Source organism: Bacteroides sp. AR29 (assembly GCF_900217715.1).
Classification (GTDB): Bacteria; Bacteroidota; Bacteroidia; order Bacteroidales; family Bacteroidaceae; genus Bacteroides; species Bacteroides uniformis.
Window position 1 is genome coordinate 100,678 of record NZ_OBMS01000004.1, and the last position, 20,330, is coordinate 121,007.

The following is a 20,330-nucleotide window of genomic DNA, read 5'->3' on the forward strand; positions in this document are numbered from 1 at the left end:
GAAGGTTGCCACAATGATGTGAGCAACCTTCTTTTGTTAATGATAGATACCTCGCTTTAGCCAGCTAAACCTGACCTTTAGAAGAATCATCTTGTTTGCTTTCTTTTTCCAATGCTTTCGCTTCATTCCATAGCTTATCCATTTCTTCCAGCGTCATGTCATGGAGATTTTTACCCTCCTTGATGCTGTGTGCTTCTACATAGTTGAATCGGTTGATGAACTTCTGGTTGGTGCGTTCCAGTGCATTGTCCGGATTGATTTTGTAGAGGCGGGCAGCATTGATGAGGCTGAACATGACATCGCCGAATTCGGCTTCAGCCTTTTCTTTATCCATGTGGGCGACTTCAGCCTGGAATTCCTGGATTTCTTCTTTTACCTTATCCCACACTTGCTCGCGTTCCTCCCAGTCAAATCCTACATTGCGGGCCTTGTCTTGGATACGATAGGCCTTGATGAGTGAGGGTAGGGCAGCGGGTACACCGCTCAGCACTGTTTTGTTCCCATCTTTTTCCTTCAATTTTAGCTGTTCCCAGTTTTCAGAAACCTGGCCTGCGGTTTCGGCCTTTACATCGCCGAAGACATGGGGATGGCGGAAAATAAGTTTCTCACAAAGACGGTCGCATACGTCTTTCATATCGAAATCATCGGTTTCGGAGCCTATCTTTGCGTAAAAAGCCACATGCAGCAGCACATCGCCCAGCTCTTTGCAGATGTCATTCTTGTCATCGCGTATCAGGGCGTCACAAAGTTCATAAGTCTCTTCGATGGTATTGGGGCGCAGGCTTTCGTTGGTCTGCTTGCGGTCCCAGGGACATTTCTCGCGCAGCTCGTCGAGTATGTCGAGGAAGCGGCCGAAGGCTTCCATCTGTTCTTTTCTTGTATGCATGATTTTGAAATTTAGTTTTTCCATTCTTCGTATGAGATAAGCAAGCCTATTACTTCCGAATAGTTCTTGCGTCCGCTTTGAATCTTGTTTCCTTTAAGGTACAAGTCGTAGATAAAGTTCTGGATGTCTCCGATGAGCGGACTGTATTTCTCCATCCAGTATTGCTGGTTCTTTTGGGCCAGTTCTATGATTTCAGGACGTATCCGGTTGAAAAGTTCTGCGTATTCTTCTTCGCTCATCAGTCGGCGGGCATTGCCCAGCACATGTGGGAGTACGGAGAAATACCCACTGAAACGAATCTCTTTCACCTGCGAACGGGTGCAGACCTGGTAAGCGTAGAAGTTGGCTTCTGCCTCGCTGGTGATGCCTAAAAAGTGTGCCAGCTCGTGGGCATAAGTAGCAGGATATTGTGGTGGAAGCAAATCGCCGTTCAGCGTGAATTCGCAGAAGAAAGGTCCCATGCTTCCCGTAACACCGACCATGGAAATGAACGGAGTGAAAAGCATGGTCTTCACGCGCGGAGAGGAGTGGGGAGGGCGATGTATCCCCAGCGTATCGCTGATTTGGTTGTATCCGTGTACGCTTTCCCGGCAGACCAATGGTTCGTCAATGGAGGTGACATCTGTATAGGAAGCATTCAGCTTGTCTATATAGTTGTCTACAAATGACTGAAAGATTTCGGGAGTATAGGCAGTATAAGGAATGTTTGTCCTGCCATAGAAATCTTTCTGTGAGTAGTTCAGTCCCCATGCCAGATAGAACCATGCATATATCCACAGCAAGTATTCCATTTCGTTCAGCAGAATCTGTTTCCACTTTTTCTTTTGGATATAGCGTGCCCTGATTGGATTGAAAAGAAGTCCGAGTACACTGAGGAAAATAAACAAGTCGCCTATGGCAAAAGGCATGAGTTTTGAAAAGGAGGACAAGAAATGAGAAATCACCGGATATACAGACTGTGCATATACTTCTCCCAATATTGGAATGAGCTGCGTTGCCCATACAACAGACAGTAATACGATTAATACGACATACCGGATTTTCAATTTGTCTCTCATTTTTATTTTCAACCTACCATTAAGAGGACTATCGACCTCTAACTCCTAAGCCCGGAGGGCGATAACTCCCTTTAACTCCTACTAACTCCTGACTCATTTTGTAGGGACAAAAATATATATTTAAATTTTAATTCATTAATTTTGCGCCCGTTATTCGCAATAAATTAATTATAGAGATTTAAAAACATGGAATTAGCAAGTAAGTACAATCCCGCTGACGTGGAGGGAAAGTGGTACCAGTATTGGTTGGACCACAAATTATTCAGTTCGAAACCCGATGGTCGTGAGCCTTACACCGTCGTCATCCCGCCCCCCAACGTCACCGGTGTGTTGCACATGGGACACATGCTTAATAATACCATACAAGATATTCTGGTACGCCGTGCCCGCATGGAAGGCAAGAATGCCTGCTGGGTGCCGGGAACCGACCATGCATCCATTGCTACCGAGGCCAAGGTGGTGAACAAACTTGCCGCACAAGGCATCAAGAAGACAGACCTTACCCGCGACGAGTTCTTGAAGCATGCCTGGGAATGGACTGACGAACATGGCGGCATCATCTTGAAGCAGCTCCGCAAGCTGGGTGCTTCTTGCGATTGGGATCGTACAGCTTTTACTATGGATGAGAAACGCAGTGAAAGCGTGCTCAAGGTTTTTGTTGACTTGTATAACAAAGGTCTGATTTATCGTGGTGTCCGCATGGTGAACTGGGACCCTAAGGCACTGACCGCACTTAGTGACGAGGAAGTAATCTACAAAGAAGAGCACAGCAAGCTGTACTATCTGAAGTATATGGTAGAAGGTGACCCCGAAGGACGTTATGCAGTGGTTGCTACCACCCGCCCTGAAACCATCATGGGAGATACAGCCATGTGCATCAATCCGAATGACCCCAAGAATACCTGGTTGAAGGGTAAGAAGGTGATTGTTCCGTTGGTAGGACGTGTTATCCCGGTTATCGAGGACGATTACGTAGATATAGAGTTCGGTACCGGTTGTCTGAAGGTAACTCCTGCCCACGATGTGAACGACTACATGCTGGGTGAGAAGTACAACCTGCCGAGCATCGACATCTTCAATGATAACGGAACGCTTAGTGAAGCTGCCGGCTTGTATATCGGTATGGACCGTTTCGATGTGCGCGAGCAGATTGAGAAGGACCTGGCTGCTGCCGGTCTGTTGGAGAAAGTGGAAGCCTATACCAACAAGGTAGGTTTCTCCGAACGTACCAACGTGCCCATCGAACCGAAACTTTCCATGCAGTGGTTCCTGAAGATGCAGCACTTTGCCGACATGGCTTTGCCACCGGTGATGAATGATGAGTTGAAGTTCTATCCTGCCAAATATAAGAATACGTACAAGAACTGGTTGGAAAATATCAAGGACTGGTGTATCAGCCGCCAGTTGTGGTGGGGGCATCGCATTCCTGCTTATTTTTTGCCGGAAGGTGGTTATGTAGTGGCTGCCACTCCCGAAGAAGCCTTGGCGTTGGCAAAAGAGAAAACAGGTAATGCCGGTCTTAAACAGGAAGACCTTCGTCAGGACGAAGACTGTCTGGATACTTGGTTCTCTTCCTGGCTGTGGCCTATTTCTTTGTTTGACGGTATCAACAATCCGGGCAATGAGGAAATCAGCTACTATTATCCTACCAGCGACTTGGTGACCGGTCCGGACATTATCTTCTTCTGGGTAGCCCGTATGATTATGGCAGGTTATGAATATGAAGGAAAGATGCCGTTCAAGAACGTTTACTTTACGGGTATTGTCCGTGACAAGCTGGGACGTAAGATGTCCAAGTCGTTGGGTAACTCTCCCGATCCATTGGACTTGATAGAGAAGTACGGTGCCGACGGTGTGCGTATGGGCATGATGCTTGCAGCTCCTGCCGGAAACGACATACTCTTTGATGATGCGCTGTGTGAGCAAGGACGTAACTTCTGTAATAAGATATGGAATGCTTTCCGCTTGGTAAAAGGTTGGAGAGTGGACGACCAGAAACCGGTTCCCGAGGCATCGCGCCTGGCTGCTGACTGGTTTGAATCCAAACAGAATGAAGTGGCTGCCGAGGTGGCTGACCTTTTCAGCAAATATCGTTTGAGTGAAGCTTTGATGGCTGTCTACAAACTGTTCTGGGATGAGTTCTCTTCCTGGTATCTGGAAATCATCAAGCCTGCTTACGGTGAAGGCATTCCGAGTAGTATCCATGACTGTACCCTGCGTTTCTTTGATAACCTGTTGCACTTGTTGCATCCCTTTATGCCGTTTATCACTGAGGAAATCTGGCAACACCTCTACCGTACAGAAGAGGAGATTGAAGAAAGACAAGCCAGCTTGATGGTGGATAGGATAACGATAGACACTGTGGCAGACAAGGAGTTGCTTGTCCGCTTTGAAACGGTGAAAGAGGTTATCAGTAATATCCGTTCCATCCGTTTGCAGAAGAACATTGCCCAAAAGGAAGCGCTTGAGTTGCAGGTTATCGGCGAGAATCCGGTTGCGGCATTCAATGCGGTTGTTATGAAGATGTGTAACCTCTCGTCCGTCAATGTAGTGGAGAATAAGGCCGACGGCGCTGCCTCCTTCATGGTGGGTACCACGGAATATGCCGTACCTCTGGGCAATATGATTGACGTGGAAGCTGAGATAGCCCGTATGGAGGCTGAACTGAAGCACAAGGAAGGATTCCTGCAGGGCGTGCTGAAGAAGCTGGGTAACGAGAAGTTTGTGAACAACGCTCCTGCCACAGTGCTTGAGATGGAACGCAAGAAGCAGGCAGATGCCGAGAGTATCATCAAGTCTCTCAAGGAAAGTATTGCTGCATTGAAAAAAGCATAATCTGCCATAGCATAAAAAGAAGCTGTCTTAAATATAGAACTGATATATTTAAGACAGCTTCTTTTTTAAGGATATGGATTAAGGTTGTCTGAACAGTTCTGCCACGCACCACAGCAGGCGTGCGGTAGTGTGAGTCCAAATTTCCTTATAGGTACAGTTGTTCTGCATCGGGAAGTAGGGTTCGTCCTCATTTTCGAATGTTTCGATTCCTACGGGCACGGCTCCCACAACATTTCCGGCGTATGCCCCGTAAAGCGGCGGATAGTCATATCCGTCTCCATAAACGGTACTCATGGCAAACGGGTTGTAGCCTAATATGTATTCTACCTGGCGGGTTGCAATATCCCTTAACGCTTTGTCGTTGAATAGGCGTGCAAGAATAAAGGCAGCTTTGGCTTTGCCCATGACAACAGCGTGGAATCCCCTGAACTGATAGGCGACGGGGAAACGGCGCAGATAGAAATCCTTCGAGAGAGGGATGCCGTTGCGCACTTGTGCATTGTATTCTTCCAGGCTGGGAAGCCCTACCTGCTCTCCTTCGTGGTACAGATTCTTATAATCGGTATTATCCACCTCGTATACGGCGCTTGGCAGTATGCCGTACGGCTCAATCAGTTGTGAAATCCCGCGTAGATAGTCTGCATAGGCTTCACAGGATGCCTTCCACAACGGGACGTCCGGATGGGTAGGGGCATCTGTCAGTAGCATCGAGAGTCCTTCGGCCATCAAGTGCTCTTGGCTTTGGTGATAATAGGCCAGGATACGTTTTTTCCGGGAAGATTCATAGAAAAAACCTCGCAGGGGGATTTTCCAGTCGGTACGCTTTTCCAACTGTTGGCCCGCCATGACGGTACGTGCCAGCCGGGTTGCCCAGTCCAGATAGTAAACATCTTGTGTAAGGCGGTACAAACGCATGGCTGTGACGGTGGCAAGGGCATAAAGTTCGGTTTCGTTCTGTTCCGTCCTTTGCGTATCCAGCAGGTCGATGGCGAATTGGAAGTCCTCAATGGCACTGTTCCGGCACCACCGTGCAAACACTGGGTCTTTCTTTTCAAAATGAGGGGCGGCGAGTGCGCAACTGGAAGCGGCTTTCAGATTGTCCGTAGGCGTATTTCGTGCTTCTGTCTGCATGTCGTCTTTGTCACCACGGATATTCTTTGTCCAAATGCCGATAATCAGTCCACCCAGTCGGTAGCCGTCACCGAAGCGGGTACGCAGAATCCAGTTCACTCCCCAGCGTGCCTCTTCCAGCAGGCGTTCGTAGAAGATACTGTCTTTGCTTTGTACGGCACCGGCCATTTCGAGGAGGGCGATGCACGATTCGGCTGTATTTCCCGTTCCTTGAGTCAGGTCGGCTGCATCGTGCCATCCTCCGGCAATGCTCATGCTCCGTCCGTCGGGATGATAGGCGAATACATCCTGATGGCATTCCTGATGAATGCCGGGCTGGTCGAAACCGCAACGTTCGGAAAAGAAGAAGTTCAGCGTGTGCCAGGCGGTAGACAGGTAGGCATCATTTCCGATGGGGAAAGGCTTTGATTGTACATCACCGATGGAGAGGAAGTATTGTCCGGGCGTATTGAAACTGCTGAAGTCCAGCACAAGAAATCCTTTGTCCTGCTTCTTGTCCTGATTCAGAGGACTGGCCTTACCTTGATAAACGGTTTGTCCCGTGGCGGCATCGTGCAGGCTGAAAGTCCTTTCCGGTACGTGCTGCACCAAAGCCTGCTTGCGTGCTCCCGGCTTGTATCCGCTGTGGCAGTAGGCCATTGCATCTTTTCGCAGGTCGAATCCCCGGCTGTTTTCCGCTTCTACCTTTTCGATGCGCATGTCGTCTATGTATAGGCTCATGTGTTCGCTGGCTCCTGCAGGAGCACCTGCCAGCATGATGTTTACCGAAAAGCCGGTGACACAGTCACGGTATAGGTCCGGTATTTCCCATATGATGTGCTGCCATTTGTTGGGATAGACAGTCTCGAAGTGTTGTCCTTCAAAGCGTCCGGGAGTCGGCATGATTTTCTCCCCTTCATTGTATAGGGTGAATCCGGCAAAGGTCAGATAAACGCCCGGTGCATCCACATATACCCAAACGGAAAAGCGGTTGTATTCCCGCAAGTCTTCCCGGTCGAGGGGACGGATAATCTCCGGGGTGGCGTAATTCCGGTTTGTTGGATTCTTCTTGCCCAGGGAGGCAGGAGTGTCCAGACGGACACTTCCTTTGCCTGAGACAGTGACTTTACGGTCCACATGTATGGTTCCGGGTCCGGTGTGGCGCAGAGCGCCGAAATCTTCGGCCAGGGGGAGTCCCCTGCTTTTCAATACCTTTTTCTTTTCCCACCGCGTCAGTCCGGCGTGTGCGGGATTAGCTTTCATTATGCGGTGCACATGATTGCTTTGCTGTAATTGTTTCTCCAGTTCCGTATCGGGTTTCCACGGAGCTTGTGCTTGTGCCTGCATGCAGCAGCATGCCAGCAGCAGTGTTCGGATGATGTATTTCATGGTATTCAGTGTTTGGTTTCAGGGTAAGCATGAAAAGGAGCCTTGAACTCCGGACGTAATGTATAAGTATCCTTCAGTGGGAAATCTGCGGGAACTTCTTGAGTGACGGCACCGGTGGCAGCCCATTCGCATCCCCGGAGTAAAGTCACCTGGAAACCGGTGCAGCGCATGGAGTAAGTCATGTTCGGGTCGTTGCCGCAGTGCCCCAGGAGGTCGACGAATATGCGCCCTTTCCCGTAGCTTACTGTCCACATCAACGGTTCATGCCGTCCGCGTTCGTAGGCGGTGGCCAATATTTCCATGTTTCTTACCGGACCGCGTAGGCGGGTATATATCTCGTCCTTGAAGTGTTTCCATTGAGGAGGCAATCCTTGCAGGATAGGATGATGGGGGGCGCGGTGTTCTATGACGGTTTCGTGCTGCAAGCCGTGGTAGCCGGCATACCCCGGAGAGTAGTCGTAGACGTATTGTCCGTCTTTCCAGTACAGATACGGACCGTCCTTTTCGTTGCGTCCGTCCCAGGCCCCCATGCCTATTATCTCGTTGTATTCTTTCCAGTCGGCCATCGGGACGACGGAAGAATGTATCACTACCACACCGCCTCCATCGGCAACGTATTTCTCGAAATTCTTGCGTACGGGCTCTGTCCATGTAGCTCCGCCGTAGTTGATGACGATTAAATCATATTGGTGGAAATCGGGTTTGAAGGTGGCGATGTCTCCACCAAAGTCGGGTGTAAAGGCAAAGTCCACTTTAAACATTCCGCTGTTTTCCAATATCTGCTTCATGGCTTCGCAGGCGCCTTGCCAGTAATGGCTGCCGTCCTGCCCGGCTATCATCATGGTTTTGATTACTTTCTTTTGCTGTGCGTGTGTGTGCGAGGCAGCTCCTATATAAATAAGGAGTACCAGGATAAGTGTCAGTCTTGTTTTCATTTTCCGGAAGATTTAAAGTTTTTGCCAGTAGGGTTCCATTCTATACGGTCGTAGCAGCGTGTGGTGCGCAGATTGTAACCTTGTTCGTCTACGCTGAACTTTCCGTCTTTGAAGTAGGATATGTAGAGCTCGGAGATGCCGTCCTTGTTGCGGTCTTCTACAAGGAGATTGTACTTGTCGGTGACATAAATCTCGTCGGAAATGTATTGTATTTCTTTGGTATAGTTGTCTACGATTGCATAGTAGGCCTTGAAAAGGTCGAAAGTGGGGTAGTGCCCGTTGTCATGTCCGAAAAGCATTACTTCTTCAAGGGCATCGTCCCCGTCCATATTGGCAAGTACGGATTGCTGAAAGGAAAATCCCGGTTTTTGTACTTGTGGAGGGATATTGTCCCATCCTTCCTGATGGGCTGTCACTGAAAATTGCGCTTGTGCATGGATGACGTACACCAGCGCCGACAATAGGATAATCAGTTTTCTCATTGCGTGCATTTTGAGGTTATGATAATAATAGGGTTGCTTCTTGCTTATATGACCGGTGGCCCGGAGTTTTCCCTAACTTTTTTTAGAATAATTAATGAATACGGGATATATAGGGACTTAGTGCCTCTCCCATCAGGACTGAACCGGTCTGACCCGTATACTGAGAGGTCATAACATCCGCATCCTTTCCATTAAAACACCCGGATGTTTTGGGGTAATACATCCGGGTGTTTTGGGTGAAAACATCCCCATGTATTGGGGTAAAACATCCGGATGTTTTGACCTCTCAGTTCTATACTCTTTAGGGCTAAGTCCCGGTGTGTAGCCGACAAGGTATAGGGGACGTTCTGCTTGTGTATGGTCTTAATGCGAGGTGAGCAGGTGCATCAATATCAGTGGCAGATAATCTTTCAGCTTGACCCTTAATATCTTCAAAGCCTGCTGAATGCGGTAGTCTACCGTTTTGGGGGAAACGTTGAGTAGTTCGGCAGCTTCCTTGTAACTCAGATTCTGGAAACGATGCATGATGAAAGCTTCCCTATAAGTAGGCGGCAGTTCGTTGATGGCCCTTTGTATATGCTTGCTTAATTCGTTGATTTGATAGATATCCACCTCCTGCAGCATGGTGAACATTCGTTCATAGTAAGCGGTGTCTGCCCGTTGCTTCACTTCATTTTGGGCAATCCGGGTCATGCAACGATGGTAGACAGCCTTGAACAGATATTGCTTGAGCGAATATTCGACAATGGGTCTTTCGCGGTTTTCCCAAAGCCATAGCATGACGTCCTGAACAATCTCTTCTGCATCTTCCAGCCGGACAAAACGATAGCAGTAGGTGCAGAGCACAGAATAGTACTTTTGAAATAACACATCAAAAGCACTTCTATCTCCTTTTTGTATGGCGGATAATAAAGATGTATCTTCTAATGGTTTGTTTCTCATTGGGTGTGGGGGTTCATTATTGTTGGGCAAAAATAGCTTTTTTTTCCATTATAATCTATGTGTATAAAATATTTTTAGCTTTTTGTTTAGGAGTTCTTTTCACCCGTTTGTCTTTAGATTAAAGCTAGCAATAAAAATTATGGTAAAAAGAGAGGGAATGGAGAACCTGCTTCTCAGCTATTATGAAGGAGAGACAACGGAGGATGAAACTGCTCTGGTAGAGGAGTGGCTGGAAGCATCGGAAGAGAACCGCAGGACAGCCCGCCAGGTTCAGACACTCGGCCTGGCGGCGGACATGGCGCAGATTTCATCCAGGCTGGATGTAAAGAAGGCCTTGGAGGATGTACATCGTAAGATGAAACAGAAAAAGGTCAATAGGTATCAGGTATTATTTAGAGGGATGCAACGGGCGGCCGCCATTTTATTCATCCCTTTGATGGTATCGTGGTCTATCCTTTATTGGGACAAGGATAAAGAAGAGATACATATGATGGAAGTCAGGACAAATCCGGGAATGACTACTTCTGTCGAATTGCCGGATGGAACGGAAGTCGTTCTGAATTCGTCGTCGTCGTTGCGTTATCCTTCCCGGTTTGCCGATGATAAAAGGGAAGTGAAGTTGGTGGGTGAAGCATTCTTTTCTGTCGCAAAAGATGAAAAGAAGTTCATTGTCGGCACGCTGAACAATTCCAAGATAGTGGTACATGGAACGGAGTTCAACGTAGAGGCTTACAAAGGGAGCAGGACGGTACAGACCACTTTGGTTTCGGGTAAAGTCAGTTTCTCCTATGTGAATAACGGCAGGAGGAATAATGTAATGATGATACCGGGGCAAAAGGTTATTTATGATATAGTGCGGGAAAAGGTCGTTGTGAAAGAAGTCAATGTAGACGTGGAAACATGTTGGAAGGACGGACGCTTGATTTTCAGGAACACTCCGTTTGAAGATATATTGAATAGTCTGAGCAAAAGGTATAATGTGGAATTCATTCTGAAAAAGGCTTCATTGAAGCAGAATTCCTTTACGGCTACATTTACCAAACAACGTTTGGAGCGAATATTGGAGCACTTCCGAATCTCCTCGAATATTCATTTCAAGTTTGTTGAAGATGGTGATGTGAATGCCGAGAGACAGGTAATAGAAGTTTATTAACCCTTTAAAAAGTAGTATGATGAAACACAAGTCCGTTTAGAAAAACATGCAGGAAAATGTTGGCGCATTTTCCTGCATGAAACACAGTAACTTTTAAATATCTGTTTGGCGACAGATAAAGTAACTTTATTTTTTCACTAGAAATCAATACAAAATTATGAAAAAACACTATTGTATCCAATCATTTAGGGCAAAAAGTGTCCTGATGAGATGCATGAAAAAAATTCCTCTTGCTATGAGATGCACATTATTTATGTTGTTTTGTTTGGTTGGTATGACTTTTGCCAATGATAGTTATGCTCAAAAAACAATGGTAAGCCTTGCGCTTGAAGACAGAACGGTCGATGAAGTATTGACGGAATTGGAGCAGGGCACCGAATTCGTATTCTTCTACAACAACAAACAAGTTGATGTAAATCGTCGTGTATCGGTTCAGGTAAATAACAAAACTATATTCAAGGTTTTGAACGATATGTTCAAAGGAACCAATATAGGCTATAAGGTGTTGGACCGTAATATAATCCTTTATGATAAGGCTGTAGGAGCCGAGGAAGTACAGGCTACTATGCAGGCGATCACCGTAAAAGGTACTGTGGCTGATGCAACGGGTGAACCGATTATCGGTGCCAGTATTTTGGTGAAAGGTACCAGCAACGGTGTGATTACCGACATTGATGGTAACTTTACACTGAGCAATGTGGCTCCGACTGCTACTCTTCTTGTAAGTTATGTAGGTTATAAGACTCAAGAAATCCGTGTAGATGGTAAGACTTCTTTCAACATTGTATTGGCAGAAGATGCCGAAGTGTTGGATGAGGTTGTCGTTGTGGGTTATGGTGTTCAGAAGAAGCAGTCATTGACGGGTGCTGTAACAGCGATTACTTCTGAAACTATTCAGACCACTAAGAGTGAGAACCTTATCAATAATATCCAAGGTAAGATGCCGGGTCTTATGATTCGTCAGAAAACGGGTGAACCGGGTACCTTCGATAACATGATCAGTATTCGTGGTGGTGGTGAACCGTTGATCGTAATCGACGGTGTAACACGTGAATATGAAGAGTTTGCCCAACTTAACTCTGAAGATATCGAGAATATCTCTATCTTGAAAGATGCTTCGGCTGCTATTTATGGTATGAACTCGGCTAACGGTGTTATCATTGTTACTACCAAGCAAGGTGCTTCCGAAAAGACACGTGTTTCTTACTCCGGTTTGTTCGGTATTAAGCATGCTACCGGTATGGAAGAAACTGTAGACGCTTATACATTCCGTATGATGGAAAACGAAATGAGCCGCAACGGTAAGAAGGCTGAAGTTTATTCACAAGACATTCTGGATAAATATAAGAATGGTGTAGAAGGTTATCGTGATTGGGACTGGATTGATATGTATATGAACAAGCAGGCCTTCGCTACGAACCATACTCTTTCTATTCGTGGTGGTAATGAAAAGGTGAAATACTTTGTAAGTGCCGGTTACAACCGCGATAACGGTTTGTTGAAAAACAATGTGCAGTATTACGAACGTTTCACTTTCCGTTCAAACTTGACAGCCGAGTTGGCTAAGGGATTGACCATGAACGTTAAAGTGGCCGGTCGTTGGGACCAAACACAGCGTCCGAGAGAAGACTTTATGTGGACTTTCAAGACTTTGTTGGTAAATGACCGTGGTGTAGGTCCTTACGCTATGGGGTCTACAAACCACTATTCTGATATTGCTCCCGAAAGTAAGAATCCGGCAGCTTTGGTTGACCCGAATGTAGACGGATATCGTCGTAATCGTGGTGTGAACTACTCCGCAGACTTCGATTTGACTTGGAAAGTTCCTTTCGTACAGGGTTTGAGCTTAGGTATCTTGGGTTCTTTCAATGGTAACAACCGCAACAACTCAGAATTGCAGAAATCTTATCAGTTGTACGACTACTTCACTGACCAGCCGACTAAGACTTTTGGTGAAAACCGTTATCAGAACACAATGGGTATTTTCCAAAGACTTTATGGACGTGCACAGGTGAACTATGCAAATAGCTTTGGCAACCACAACATTAGTGCTACCGGAGTTGTCGAACTGTCAGGTAGCCGTTACGATGAATTGTATGGACGTCGTTTGTATGACGGTTATTTCACGAACGACATTTTGAATCAGGCTGATGCCAGTACAGCAACCAATAGCGGTTACCGCAGAGAAACTCGTCTGGCTGCATATTTGGTACGTGCCAACTATGATTATGCTGGCAAATATTTGTTGGAAGTTGTAGGACGTTACGACGGTTCTTATCGTTATGCTCCTGGACATCGTTGGGCTTTCTTCCCCTCGGTAAGTGCCGGTTGGCGTATGTCTGAAGAGAAATTCATCAAAGAGGGTCTGCCGTTTGTTTCTAACTTGAAACTCCGTGCTTCTTACGGAAAGAGTGGATACGATGCCGGTGATCCGTTCCAATACGTGGCTGCATATACACAAGGTGAAAAAGGTTATGTATTTAATGATAAGCTGACCATGGGTATGGTTGCTCCGGGTGTGGTTCTTGATAATCTGTCATGGGTTGTAACCAAGACTGCTAACATCGGTGTGGACTTTGATTTGTGGAATGGTAAATTGTTCGGTACTGTCGAAGTTTATCGTCGTGTCAACGATGGTATCTTGGCAAGCCGCATCATGGATATTCCGAATACATTCGGTGCCAGCTTCCCGAAAGAAAACATTAACTCGGAAGAAAACACCGGTTTTGAAATTGAACTCGGAACACGCGGTAAGATTGGTAAGGACTTTGGTTATACCATCAGTGCCAACTACTCGTTCACTCGTTACAAATTCTTGGATGTAGAACACAATCCTTACCAAAGTTCAATGGACCGCTTCTTGAATGGTCATGATAATCGTACCATCGGCGGTATGTGGGATCACTCAGGTGGTGGTATGTGGATTCAGAAGACAGACGGCCAGTTCCAGAATATTTCCGAATTTGAAAGAGCACCTCTGTATGGTGGCAGCAATGGTAACTCCATGATGCTTCCCGGTGCATTCCGTATTATTGACCGCAATGGTGACGGTGTAATTGGTTATGAAGACCAGTTGCCTGAATCACGTCGTGCAGGAGCCAATCCTCCTTACCAGTTTGGTATGAACTTGGGATTCACTTACAAGAACTTCGACCTGAACATTCTGTTGCAGGGTGCTGCCGGTTATGTAATCGGTTATGCTAATGATGACGTATTCGGTTACGGTTCGAAGACTAACCCGACTTTGATGAAGAAGTATATGGACCGTTGGCATACAGCTAACGTTACTGATGACCCCTACAATCCTGCTACTCAATGGGTATCTGGTAAGTTCCCCGCTTTGCGTCGTGACTTCGTCGGTACACAGGATAATGGTAACAGCTGGGGTGTAGGTGCTATTCCTTTCTGGAATCCGAATGCTACTTACTTGCGTTTGAAGAGCTTGGAATTGGGTTACACACTTCCGAAGAATCTTACTCGTAAGGTGGGTATCAGCGACCTGCGTGTCTTTGTAAATGGTTTCAACCTCTTGACATTCTGTAACTCTTTGTTGAAAGATGCAGACCCCGAACGTGAAGAACGCGACTGGGGTGCCAGCTTGGCTTATCCGTTGATGAAATCATATAATATTGGTTTGAATATTAATTTTTAATACTTAGATTATTATGAAGAAAAACATATTATCCGCTCTGGCCCTATGTGCGGTTGTAGGACTTTCAAGTTGCGATAGCTTCTTGGAATTGGAGCCGCTTGATAAAGTGTCCGGCGACAAACTGACTGAAACTGATGGTGGTATGAAGGCTTTATTGGCTACTGTTTATGCCGCAGTCCCTATGGAAGATTTTGTATTCCGTCCCTACACAGGTTTCAATGCCCGTAACTATGACGGTGTAAACGGTGCTTCCAACATTGCTTTCCTTTCTGATGAAGCTGCCCGTAGTGAAGGTGGTGGCGGTATTACAGAAGGTTTCGATTATTGGCCTTATGATGAGATTCGTCAGGTGAATATCTTTATAGAAACTGTGACATCTTCACAAGAAAAAGGGCTTTTGAGTCAAGCAGATGCTACTCGTATGATTGCTGAGGCTCGCTTTGCCCGTGCTTACATCTATTTTGGTTTGGTGAAGCGTTACGGTGGTGTGCCTATCATTAACCGCGTGCAAGATGGTGATTATGTGCCGGGTGATTCAGAAGCTTTGAGAGTGCCGCGTAGTACAGAATCAGACACTTGGAAATTCGTTATTAACGAGTTTGGCGAAGCTGCAAAGGATCTTCCTGTTGCTCGTGACGGTTATCGTTTCACAAAATGGGGCGCATTGGGTATGAAGTCGCGTGCGGCATTGTTCGCTGCTTCTTTGGCCAAATATTGGGACAAGGCTCCGTTGGCAGGTGAAGCTGTTAATCAGAAATTGGTTGGTTTAAGCAAAGGCGAAGCTGATTATTTCTATGGTGAATGTATTGCTGCTTCAGATGAAATTCTGAATAATTATGGTGGTGCATTGTATGGAGCCAATCCGGGTAGCATAGACGAAGCTCGTCAAAATTTCCAAAAGCTCTTTATACAGTCTACTCCGGTAGATGAAGTGTTGCTGTCTCGTGGCTATGTAGATGGTTCGACTAATAACAACCGTTCAGGTCATGGTTGGTCTTTGTATTACAGCTTGGCACAGGTAAATCCGGGTGCTTTGCGTTACGGACGTTTCAGCCCTACGCTTGATTTGGTCGATTTGTTCGAAGATTATACCGATGATGGTACAGGTAAGAGTGCTCCTATCAAGACTCGTGCAGATGGCAATGAAGCCAATGTACCTAATGTTCAGTTGGAAGGTAATGTGAAGTCTACCGATCCTTACATTCAATATAGCAGCTTGTCTGAACCTTTCTTGAATAAGGATGCACGTCTGCAAGCCAGTGTCATCATTCCCGGATCAAGCTATGCCAGTGTACCTATCTTGATGCAAGGTGGTTTGGTAGAAACTTCAGGAAAAGTCGTTGTTTATAACAACTCTTCTGCTCAGGGTAAAGATGGAAAGACTTACTTTGCTTTTGGTGCCGAAGGTACAAGTGGCTACTCTGGTTTCGGTAACATTGGTAACTCAGAAAATGGTAACTATACTACTACCGGTTTCTCGGTACGTAAGTATATGGAAGAAGAAAAATTCTCTTCTTTGTCCAGCCGTGATAACTCCATTACTACTCCGTTTATCGACATTCGTTTGGCAGAAATCTATTTGAACTATGCCGAGGCTGTAGTTGAAAGTGGTAAGGGCGATCAGAACAAGGCTGCTACCTTGCTGAATGCTCTCCGTCATCGTGCTGCTCATAAGGATAACATTCCTCTTACTTTGGAGAATGTATTGAAAGAGCGTCGTGTAGAATTGGCATTTGAAGGTAAACGTTTCTGGGATATGGTTCGTCGTCGCGACAACCACGTGTACTATAATGGTGGTATGCGTTCGGCTCTCGTTCCGATGATTGACTTGCGTACCGACACGCCTTCGTACATCTTTGTACGTGCAAACTTCCACGGAGATGAAAAACAGAACGGTCGTACCTTTGCTCCTCAGTCATACTATCGTGCTATTCCTGGAACAGCATCAAATGGCTTAGTTCAGAACCCTGGTTATTAATACTAAATTCTTAGAAGATTATGAAAAAAATATTGTTAATGATCTCATGCTGTTTGTTTGCATTGACATCTTGTGAAATTGATAACTATGAATCTCCCAATGCCTCTATTCATGGCTCTATTATTGATGAGAAGACAGGTGAGCTGGTTGGAATGGACGTTCAAGACGGAGGCGAACTGAAAGTTGTGGAGTTAGGTTTTGCCAACCCGCAGACTCAAAGCTGGAAAATTATGAATACGGGCGAATACCGCAACAATTTGGTTTTTGCCGCTACCTATGACATCCGTATGGAGAATAATAACTGCTATGCTTTCAAACAAGAAGGCGTGGTAGTGAAGAAGGGTGATAATACCTTGGATTTCAAGGTAACTCCTTACATCCGTATCAAGAACCCGAGAATTGAGAAGAATGGTAACCAGATTGTTGCTACTTTCTCATTGGAAGGTGGAAAGGGAAATGAAAAACTTTCGGATCTCCAATTGTTTGCTTTCTCTGATATGTGGGTAGGTAATATCGTGAAGTTCGGATTGAGCGGCGGCACAGACAAAATTGCATTTGATGAGCCTATAGCAATTGACCCGGCTAAGACTTATACGCTGACTATTGATGTGGCTGCTAACCAAAGTGCATTTAAATATACAGGAAAGAATTATTTCTTCCGTATTGGCGCCAAGGCAAGTATTCCTGATGTAGGTACAATACGTTATAATTACAGTCCGTTGGTTGAAATACCGTTTTAAACAAAAACTGTAACGATATAAACCTTATATTTGTGACATAATATACTTCTTGTTCTAAGAAGAATGTATATTTAACTGACAAAGGCGTTCTGTCCTTGGAAGAACAGAACGCCTTTATTGTATAATTATCTTAATAACAAATTATTATGAAAAGACTGACAACCAATCTTTTAATGCTTTTGTTGGGAATGCTCAGTATGCAACTTTATGCAGTGGAATTGAACTCCATCTACCCAATGAAACCGAATGATCCGGAAGCATTCTATTTCACTCCCGAGAACTATCCGATAAAGGCGGATGGAAAAATGGACGTGTCGGACGCTTTGCAGGCAGCCATTAATCAAGTGAAGAAAGAAAAGAATTTCGGTATTCTTTTTATACCTGAAGGCAAGTATAAAATCAGTAAGACTATTTATATTCCTACAGCCATTCGTTTGATTGGTTATGGAAAGAACCGTCCTGAATTTATTTTGGCTAAAAACTCTCCGGGATTTCAAGAAGAAGTACCAAGCGATAAGGGAAAAGCAAAATATATGTTCTGGTTTACAGGAGGTATGGTTAAAGAAGGTGAGAAACCGCGTGATGCAGGTGCCAGTACGTTCTATAGTGCTATGTCTAATATTAACCTGCGCATAGAAGACGGTAATCCGCATGCAGTGGCATTGCGTACTCACTTTGCACAGCATAGTTTTATCAATTATGTTGCAGTATATATCGGTAAGGGTAAAGCCGGTCTGTTCGATGTAGGTAATGAATTGGAAAACGTAGCTTTCTATGGAGGTGATTATGGTATCTATACGACAAAAGCTTCTCCGGGTTGGCCGGTAATGATGGTTGATTCTTATTTTGAGGGACAACGCATTGCAGCGCTTCGTTGCCAAGAGTCTGGTTTGGCAATGGTAAATCTGTATGCTAAGAATGTACCGGCTGTATTCGACATCGACCCTAATTATTGCGACAAGCTCTTTTTGGAAAACAGCTACTTTGAAAATGTAAGTGGTCCGGCTGTGGTAATTACCAATGAGAACAACAGCAATAATCAAATTACTTTCCGTAATGTATATTGTAAGAATGTGCCGGTTTTGGCTAAGTACACACGTAGCAATACAGATACAAAAGTTGCTCATAAAATCTATAAAGTGAAATCATACGACCACGGTCTGCAAATGGATAACCTGCTTGATATGCCGGAATATGAAACATTGGTTGAAGTTGAGCCGATACAGAAGATGCCGGTAGCTCAACGAATGGATATTCCTGCACTGCCTGCTATGGCAACGTGGGTGAATCTTCGCGAACTTGGTGCCAAGGGTGATGGAGAAACAGATGATACAAAGGCTATTCAAGAGGCTATTGATAAATACGATAACATCTATGTGCCTCAGGGCTGGTATCGCATTACTGAAACATTGAAGATGAAGCCCAATACCAAGTTGATTGGCTTGCATCCTTTTGGAACACAATTCAGATTGAACGAAAGTACTGCTGCATTTAGCGGCTTTGGTGGTCCGAAGGCAATGGTTGAATCGTCCGAAGGTGGTGCTAATATGCTGGTAGGTATCGGTATCAATACCGGTGGTTACAACTATCGTGCAGTAGGCGTGAAGTGGATGGCAAATGCCGATTCTTATATGAACGATGTGAAATTTGTAGGTGGACACGGTGGCTTGTGGAAACCGAAACCCGGTGTGGCTGAACCAAGAGGCTGGTGGGAAAGACCGGTTCGCATCAGCTCTCCCGATAATCCGGTAGCGGCTTCGGGCATGGACCTTGCTTGGGACAACCAGTATTGGAGTCTGTGGGTGACCAACAACGGTGGCGGCACCTTTAAAGACATCTGGACAGCAAGCACATATGCCACCAATGGTTTCTATGCCAACAATACTTCTACTCCGGGGCGTATCTATGCCATGTCCATCGAGCATCATGTAAGAAATGAAGTACGTTTCAACAAGGTGTCCAACTGGAAGGTGTATTGCATGCAAACCGAGGAAGAGAGCCGCGAAAGTACCGATTGCCAACCGATAGAGATGGACGACTGCAAAGATGTGACCTTTGCAAACTTGTATATGTTCCGCGTTATCCGTGTCAATGAACCGTATCACAGTTCTGTACGTATCCGCAATTGCGAGAACATCGCATTTCTGAACCTGCATAACTATTCTCAGATTAAATATACGAATAACATTGCAGTGTTCGATGTCAATAAAGACATTGACATCCGCCCGTGGGAACTTTCTCGCTTGATTGTAACCGGAAAAGAACCTCATCAGCAACCGTTAGGCAATGAAATAGGTAAGGTGAACCAATTGGCTTCCGATTTGGAATTTGCCGAAGGCATTGCGCGCGACAGTAAAGGTAACATTTACTTCTGCGACCATCGGATGCGTCGTATCTTTAAATGGTCGGTAGAGACAAACAGCTTGTCGCTGCTGGCAGATTTCCCGTGGAAACCCTCCAACCTGGCTTTTGATTCAGAAGATAATCTATTGGTATTGTTCAGATATGATGCGCAGCCGGGATATCTGATTAATGGTAAGCCGGAGGAAATGCCGGTAATGCCTGATACAAAAGGTACTTCTTTCAGCGGATATGGTAATTCCGCATATACAATGAGAGTCTACTCCATTGACCCGGAAAATCCGGAAGAGACCATCAAACTGTTGCCGCGTGTTCCGATGGGTCAAGTGAAGAACGTGTATAAGGCTCTTTATCCTTCTAACCGTTGGAGAGACTTCCACGATTTCAATGCGGTGTCGGTCTATGTTCCTGAAATGTGCTTCCTGGCACCGGATGGAAAAACTATCATTCCTCATTATTTCGACTTGTCACGTAGTTCTTCCCTGCTGGAAGCCTATCCGGGAAAGCCTTTCTATACCTCTGATGAATATGACCGCAGAATGGTGAAGATGGATGTGGCCAATGACGGCACGCTCTCCAACTTGAGCTATTTTGTGGAGCAGGGCGAATTTGGTTCTGCTGTAGATAAGGAAGGGAACTTGTATGTGGCTGACGGAGAAATATATGTATTTGATAAGGATGGCAAGAAGAAAGGGATGATTCGTGTTCCCGAACGTCCGTCCACATTACAGTTTGGCGGTAAGGATGGCAATACATTGTTTGTCACAGGCCGTTCCAAGTTCTTTGGTGTACGTATTAAATAAGGAAAA

At 45.6% G+C, this 20,330-nt stretch carries 12 protein-coding genes; 6 read left to right on the forward strand and 6 right to left on the reverse strand.

What is annotated here, in order from left to right; translation table 11 throughout:
- Positions 1–64: 64 nt before the first annotated feature.
- Positions 65–889 carry a nucleoside triphosphate pyrophosphohydrolase gene (mazG, locus tag CSD97_RS03270; RefSeq protein ID WP_098031995.1) on the reverse strand — a complete coding sequence of 275 codons (825 nt, stop codon included), beginning with the start codon at positions 887–889 and terminating at the stop codon, positions 65–67.
- Between the two features lie 8 nt (positions 890–897).
- Positions 898–1,944, reverse strand: coding sequence for a DUF3810 domain-containing protein (locus CSD97_RS03275; RefSeq protein ID WP_005831985.1), 1,047 nt, complete (start codon positions 1,942–1,944; stop codon positions 898–900).
- A 186-nt stretch (positions 1,945–2,130) separates the two neighbouring features.
- Here CSD97_RS03275 and CSD97_RS03280 point away from each other — a divergent pair, with 186 nt between their 5' ends.
- Complete coding sequence (locus CSD97_RS03280) at positions 2,131–4,779, forward strand: valine--tRNA ligase (protein ID WP_057097783.1); 2,649 nt, start codon at positions 2,131–2,133, stop codon at positions 4,777–4,779.
- 78 nt (positions 4,780–4,857) lie between these two features.
- On the opposite strand, the gene CSD97_RS03285 is transcribed toward CSD97_RS03280, so the two are convergent.
- The 4 genes from CSD97_RS03285 to CSD97_RS03300 all read right to left on the reverse strand — a co-directional run bounded on the left by CSD97_RS03285 (position 4,858) and on the right by CSD97_RS03300 (position 9,637).
- Complete coding sequence (locus CSD97_RS03285; RefSeq protein WP_098031965.1) at positions 4,858–7,278, reverse strand: glycoside hydrolase family 9 protein; 2,421 nt, start codon at positions 7,276–7,278, stop codon at positions 4,858–4,860.
- Between the two features lie 5 nt (positions 7,279–7,283).
- Positions 7,284–8,213: a ThuA domain-containing protein gene (locus tag CSD97_RS03290; protein ID WP_009038079.1), complete on the reverse strand. Its 930-nt coding sequence runs from the start codon at positions 8,211–8,213 to the stop codon at positions 7,284–7,286.
- Positions 8,210–8,704 carry a hypothetical protein gene (locus CSD97_RS03295; protein ID WP_098031966.1) on the reverse strand — a complete coding sequence of 165 codons (495 nt, stop codon included), beginning with the start codon at positions 8,702–8,704 and terminating at the stop codon, positions 8,210–8,212. The genes CSD97_RS03290 and CSD97_RS03295 overlap by 4 nt, the downstream gene beginning before the upstream one ends.
- Positions 8,705–9,058: 354 nt before the next feature.
- Positions 9,059–9,637, reverse strand: a complete 579-nt coding sequence (locus CSD97_RS03300) for an RNA polymerase sigma-70 factor (protein WP_034522723.1) — start codon at positions 9,635–9,637, stop codon at positions 9,059–9,061.
- 139 nt (positions 9,638–9,776) lie between these two features.
- Between CSD97_RS03300 and CSD97_RS03305 the strand changes: the two genes are divergently transcribed.
- From CSD97_RS03305 to CSD97_RS03325, 5 genes are all read left to right on the forward strand, one after another.
- Positions 9,777–10,790, forward strand: a complete 1,014-nt coding sequence (locus tag CSD97_RS03305; RefSeq protein ID WP_055288535.1) for a FecR domain-containing protein — start codon at positions 9,777–9,779, stop codon at positions 10,788–10,790.
- A gap of 235 nt (positions 10,791–11,025) precedes the next feature.
- Entirely contained in the window at positions 11,026–14,442 is a 3,417-nt protein-coding gene (locus tag CSD97_RS03310) for a TonB-dependent receptor (protein WP_057097849.1), read from the forward strand.
- 13 nt (positions 14,443–14,455) lie between these two features.
- A complete protein-coding gene (locus CSD97_RS03315) occupies positions 14,456–16,420 on the forward strand; it encodes a RagB/SusD family nutrient uptake outer membrane protein (protein ID WP_005832876.1) in 1,965 nt (654 codons plus the stop codon).
- 20 nt (positions 16,421–16,440) lie between these two features.
- Positions 16,441–17,160 (forward strand): DUF3823 domain-containing protein, encoded by a 720-nt coding sequence (locus CSD97_RS03320; protein WP_005832874.1) that lies wholly within the window; start codon positions 16,441–16,443, stop codon positions 17,158–17,160.
- Positions 17,161–17,306: 146 nt separating this feature from the next.
- On the forward strand, positions 17,307–20,324 hold the full coding sequence (locus CSD97_RS03325; protein WP_005832872.1) for a glycosyl hydrolase family 28-related protein: 3,018 nt from the start codon (positions 17,307–17,309) through the stop codon (positions 20,322–20,324).
- Positions 20,325–20,330 lie beyond the last annotated feature (6 nt).

Coding starts and splice junctions, on each gene's coding strand:
- CSD97_RS03275 (WP_005831985.1), bottom strand. CDS start 1,944: ATGAGAGACAAATTGAAAATCCGGTATGTCGTATTAATCGTATTACTG.
- CSD97_RS03310 (WP_057097849.1), top strand. CDS start 11,026: ATGAGATGCACATTATTTATGTTGTTTTGTTTGGTTGGTATGACTTTT.
- CSD97_RS03315 (WP_005832876.1), top strand. CDS start 14,456: ATGAAGAAAAACATATTATCCGCTCTGGCCCTATGTGCGGTTGTAGGA.
- CSD97_RS03285 (WP_098031965.1), bottom strand. CDS start 7,278: ATGAAATACATCATCCGAACACTGCTGCTGGCATGCTGCTGCATGCAG.
- CSD97_RS03320 (WP_005832874.1), top strand. CDS start 16,441: ATGAAAAAAATATTGTTAATGATCTCATGCTGTTTGTTTGCATTGACA.
- CSD97_RS03290 (WP_009038079.1), bottom strand. CDS start 8,213: ATGAAAACAAGACTGACACTTATCCTGGTACTCCTTATTTATATAGGA.
- CSD97_RS03280 (WP_057097783.1), top strand. CDS start 2,131: ATGGAATTAGCAAGTAAGTACAATCCCGCTGACGTGGAGGGAAAGTGG.
- CSD97_RS03325 (WP_005832872.1), top strand. CDS start 17,307: ATGAAAAGACTGACAACCAATCTTTTAATGCTTTTGTTGGGAATGCTC.
- CSD97_RS03300 (WP_034522723.1), bottom strand. CDS start 9,637: ATGAGAAACAAACCATTAGAAGATACATCTTTATTATCCGCCATACAA.
- CSD97_RS03305 (WP_055288535.1), top strand. CDS start 9,777: ATGGTAAAAAGAGAGGGAATGGAGAACCTGCTTCTCAGCTATTATGAA.
- CSD97_RS03295 (WP_098031966.1), bottom strand. CDS start 8,704: ATGCACGCAATGAGAAAACTGATTATCCTATTGTCGGCGCTGGTGTAC.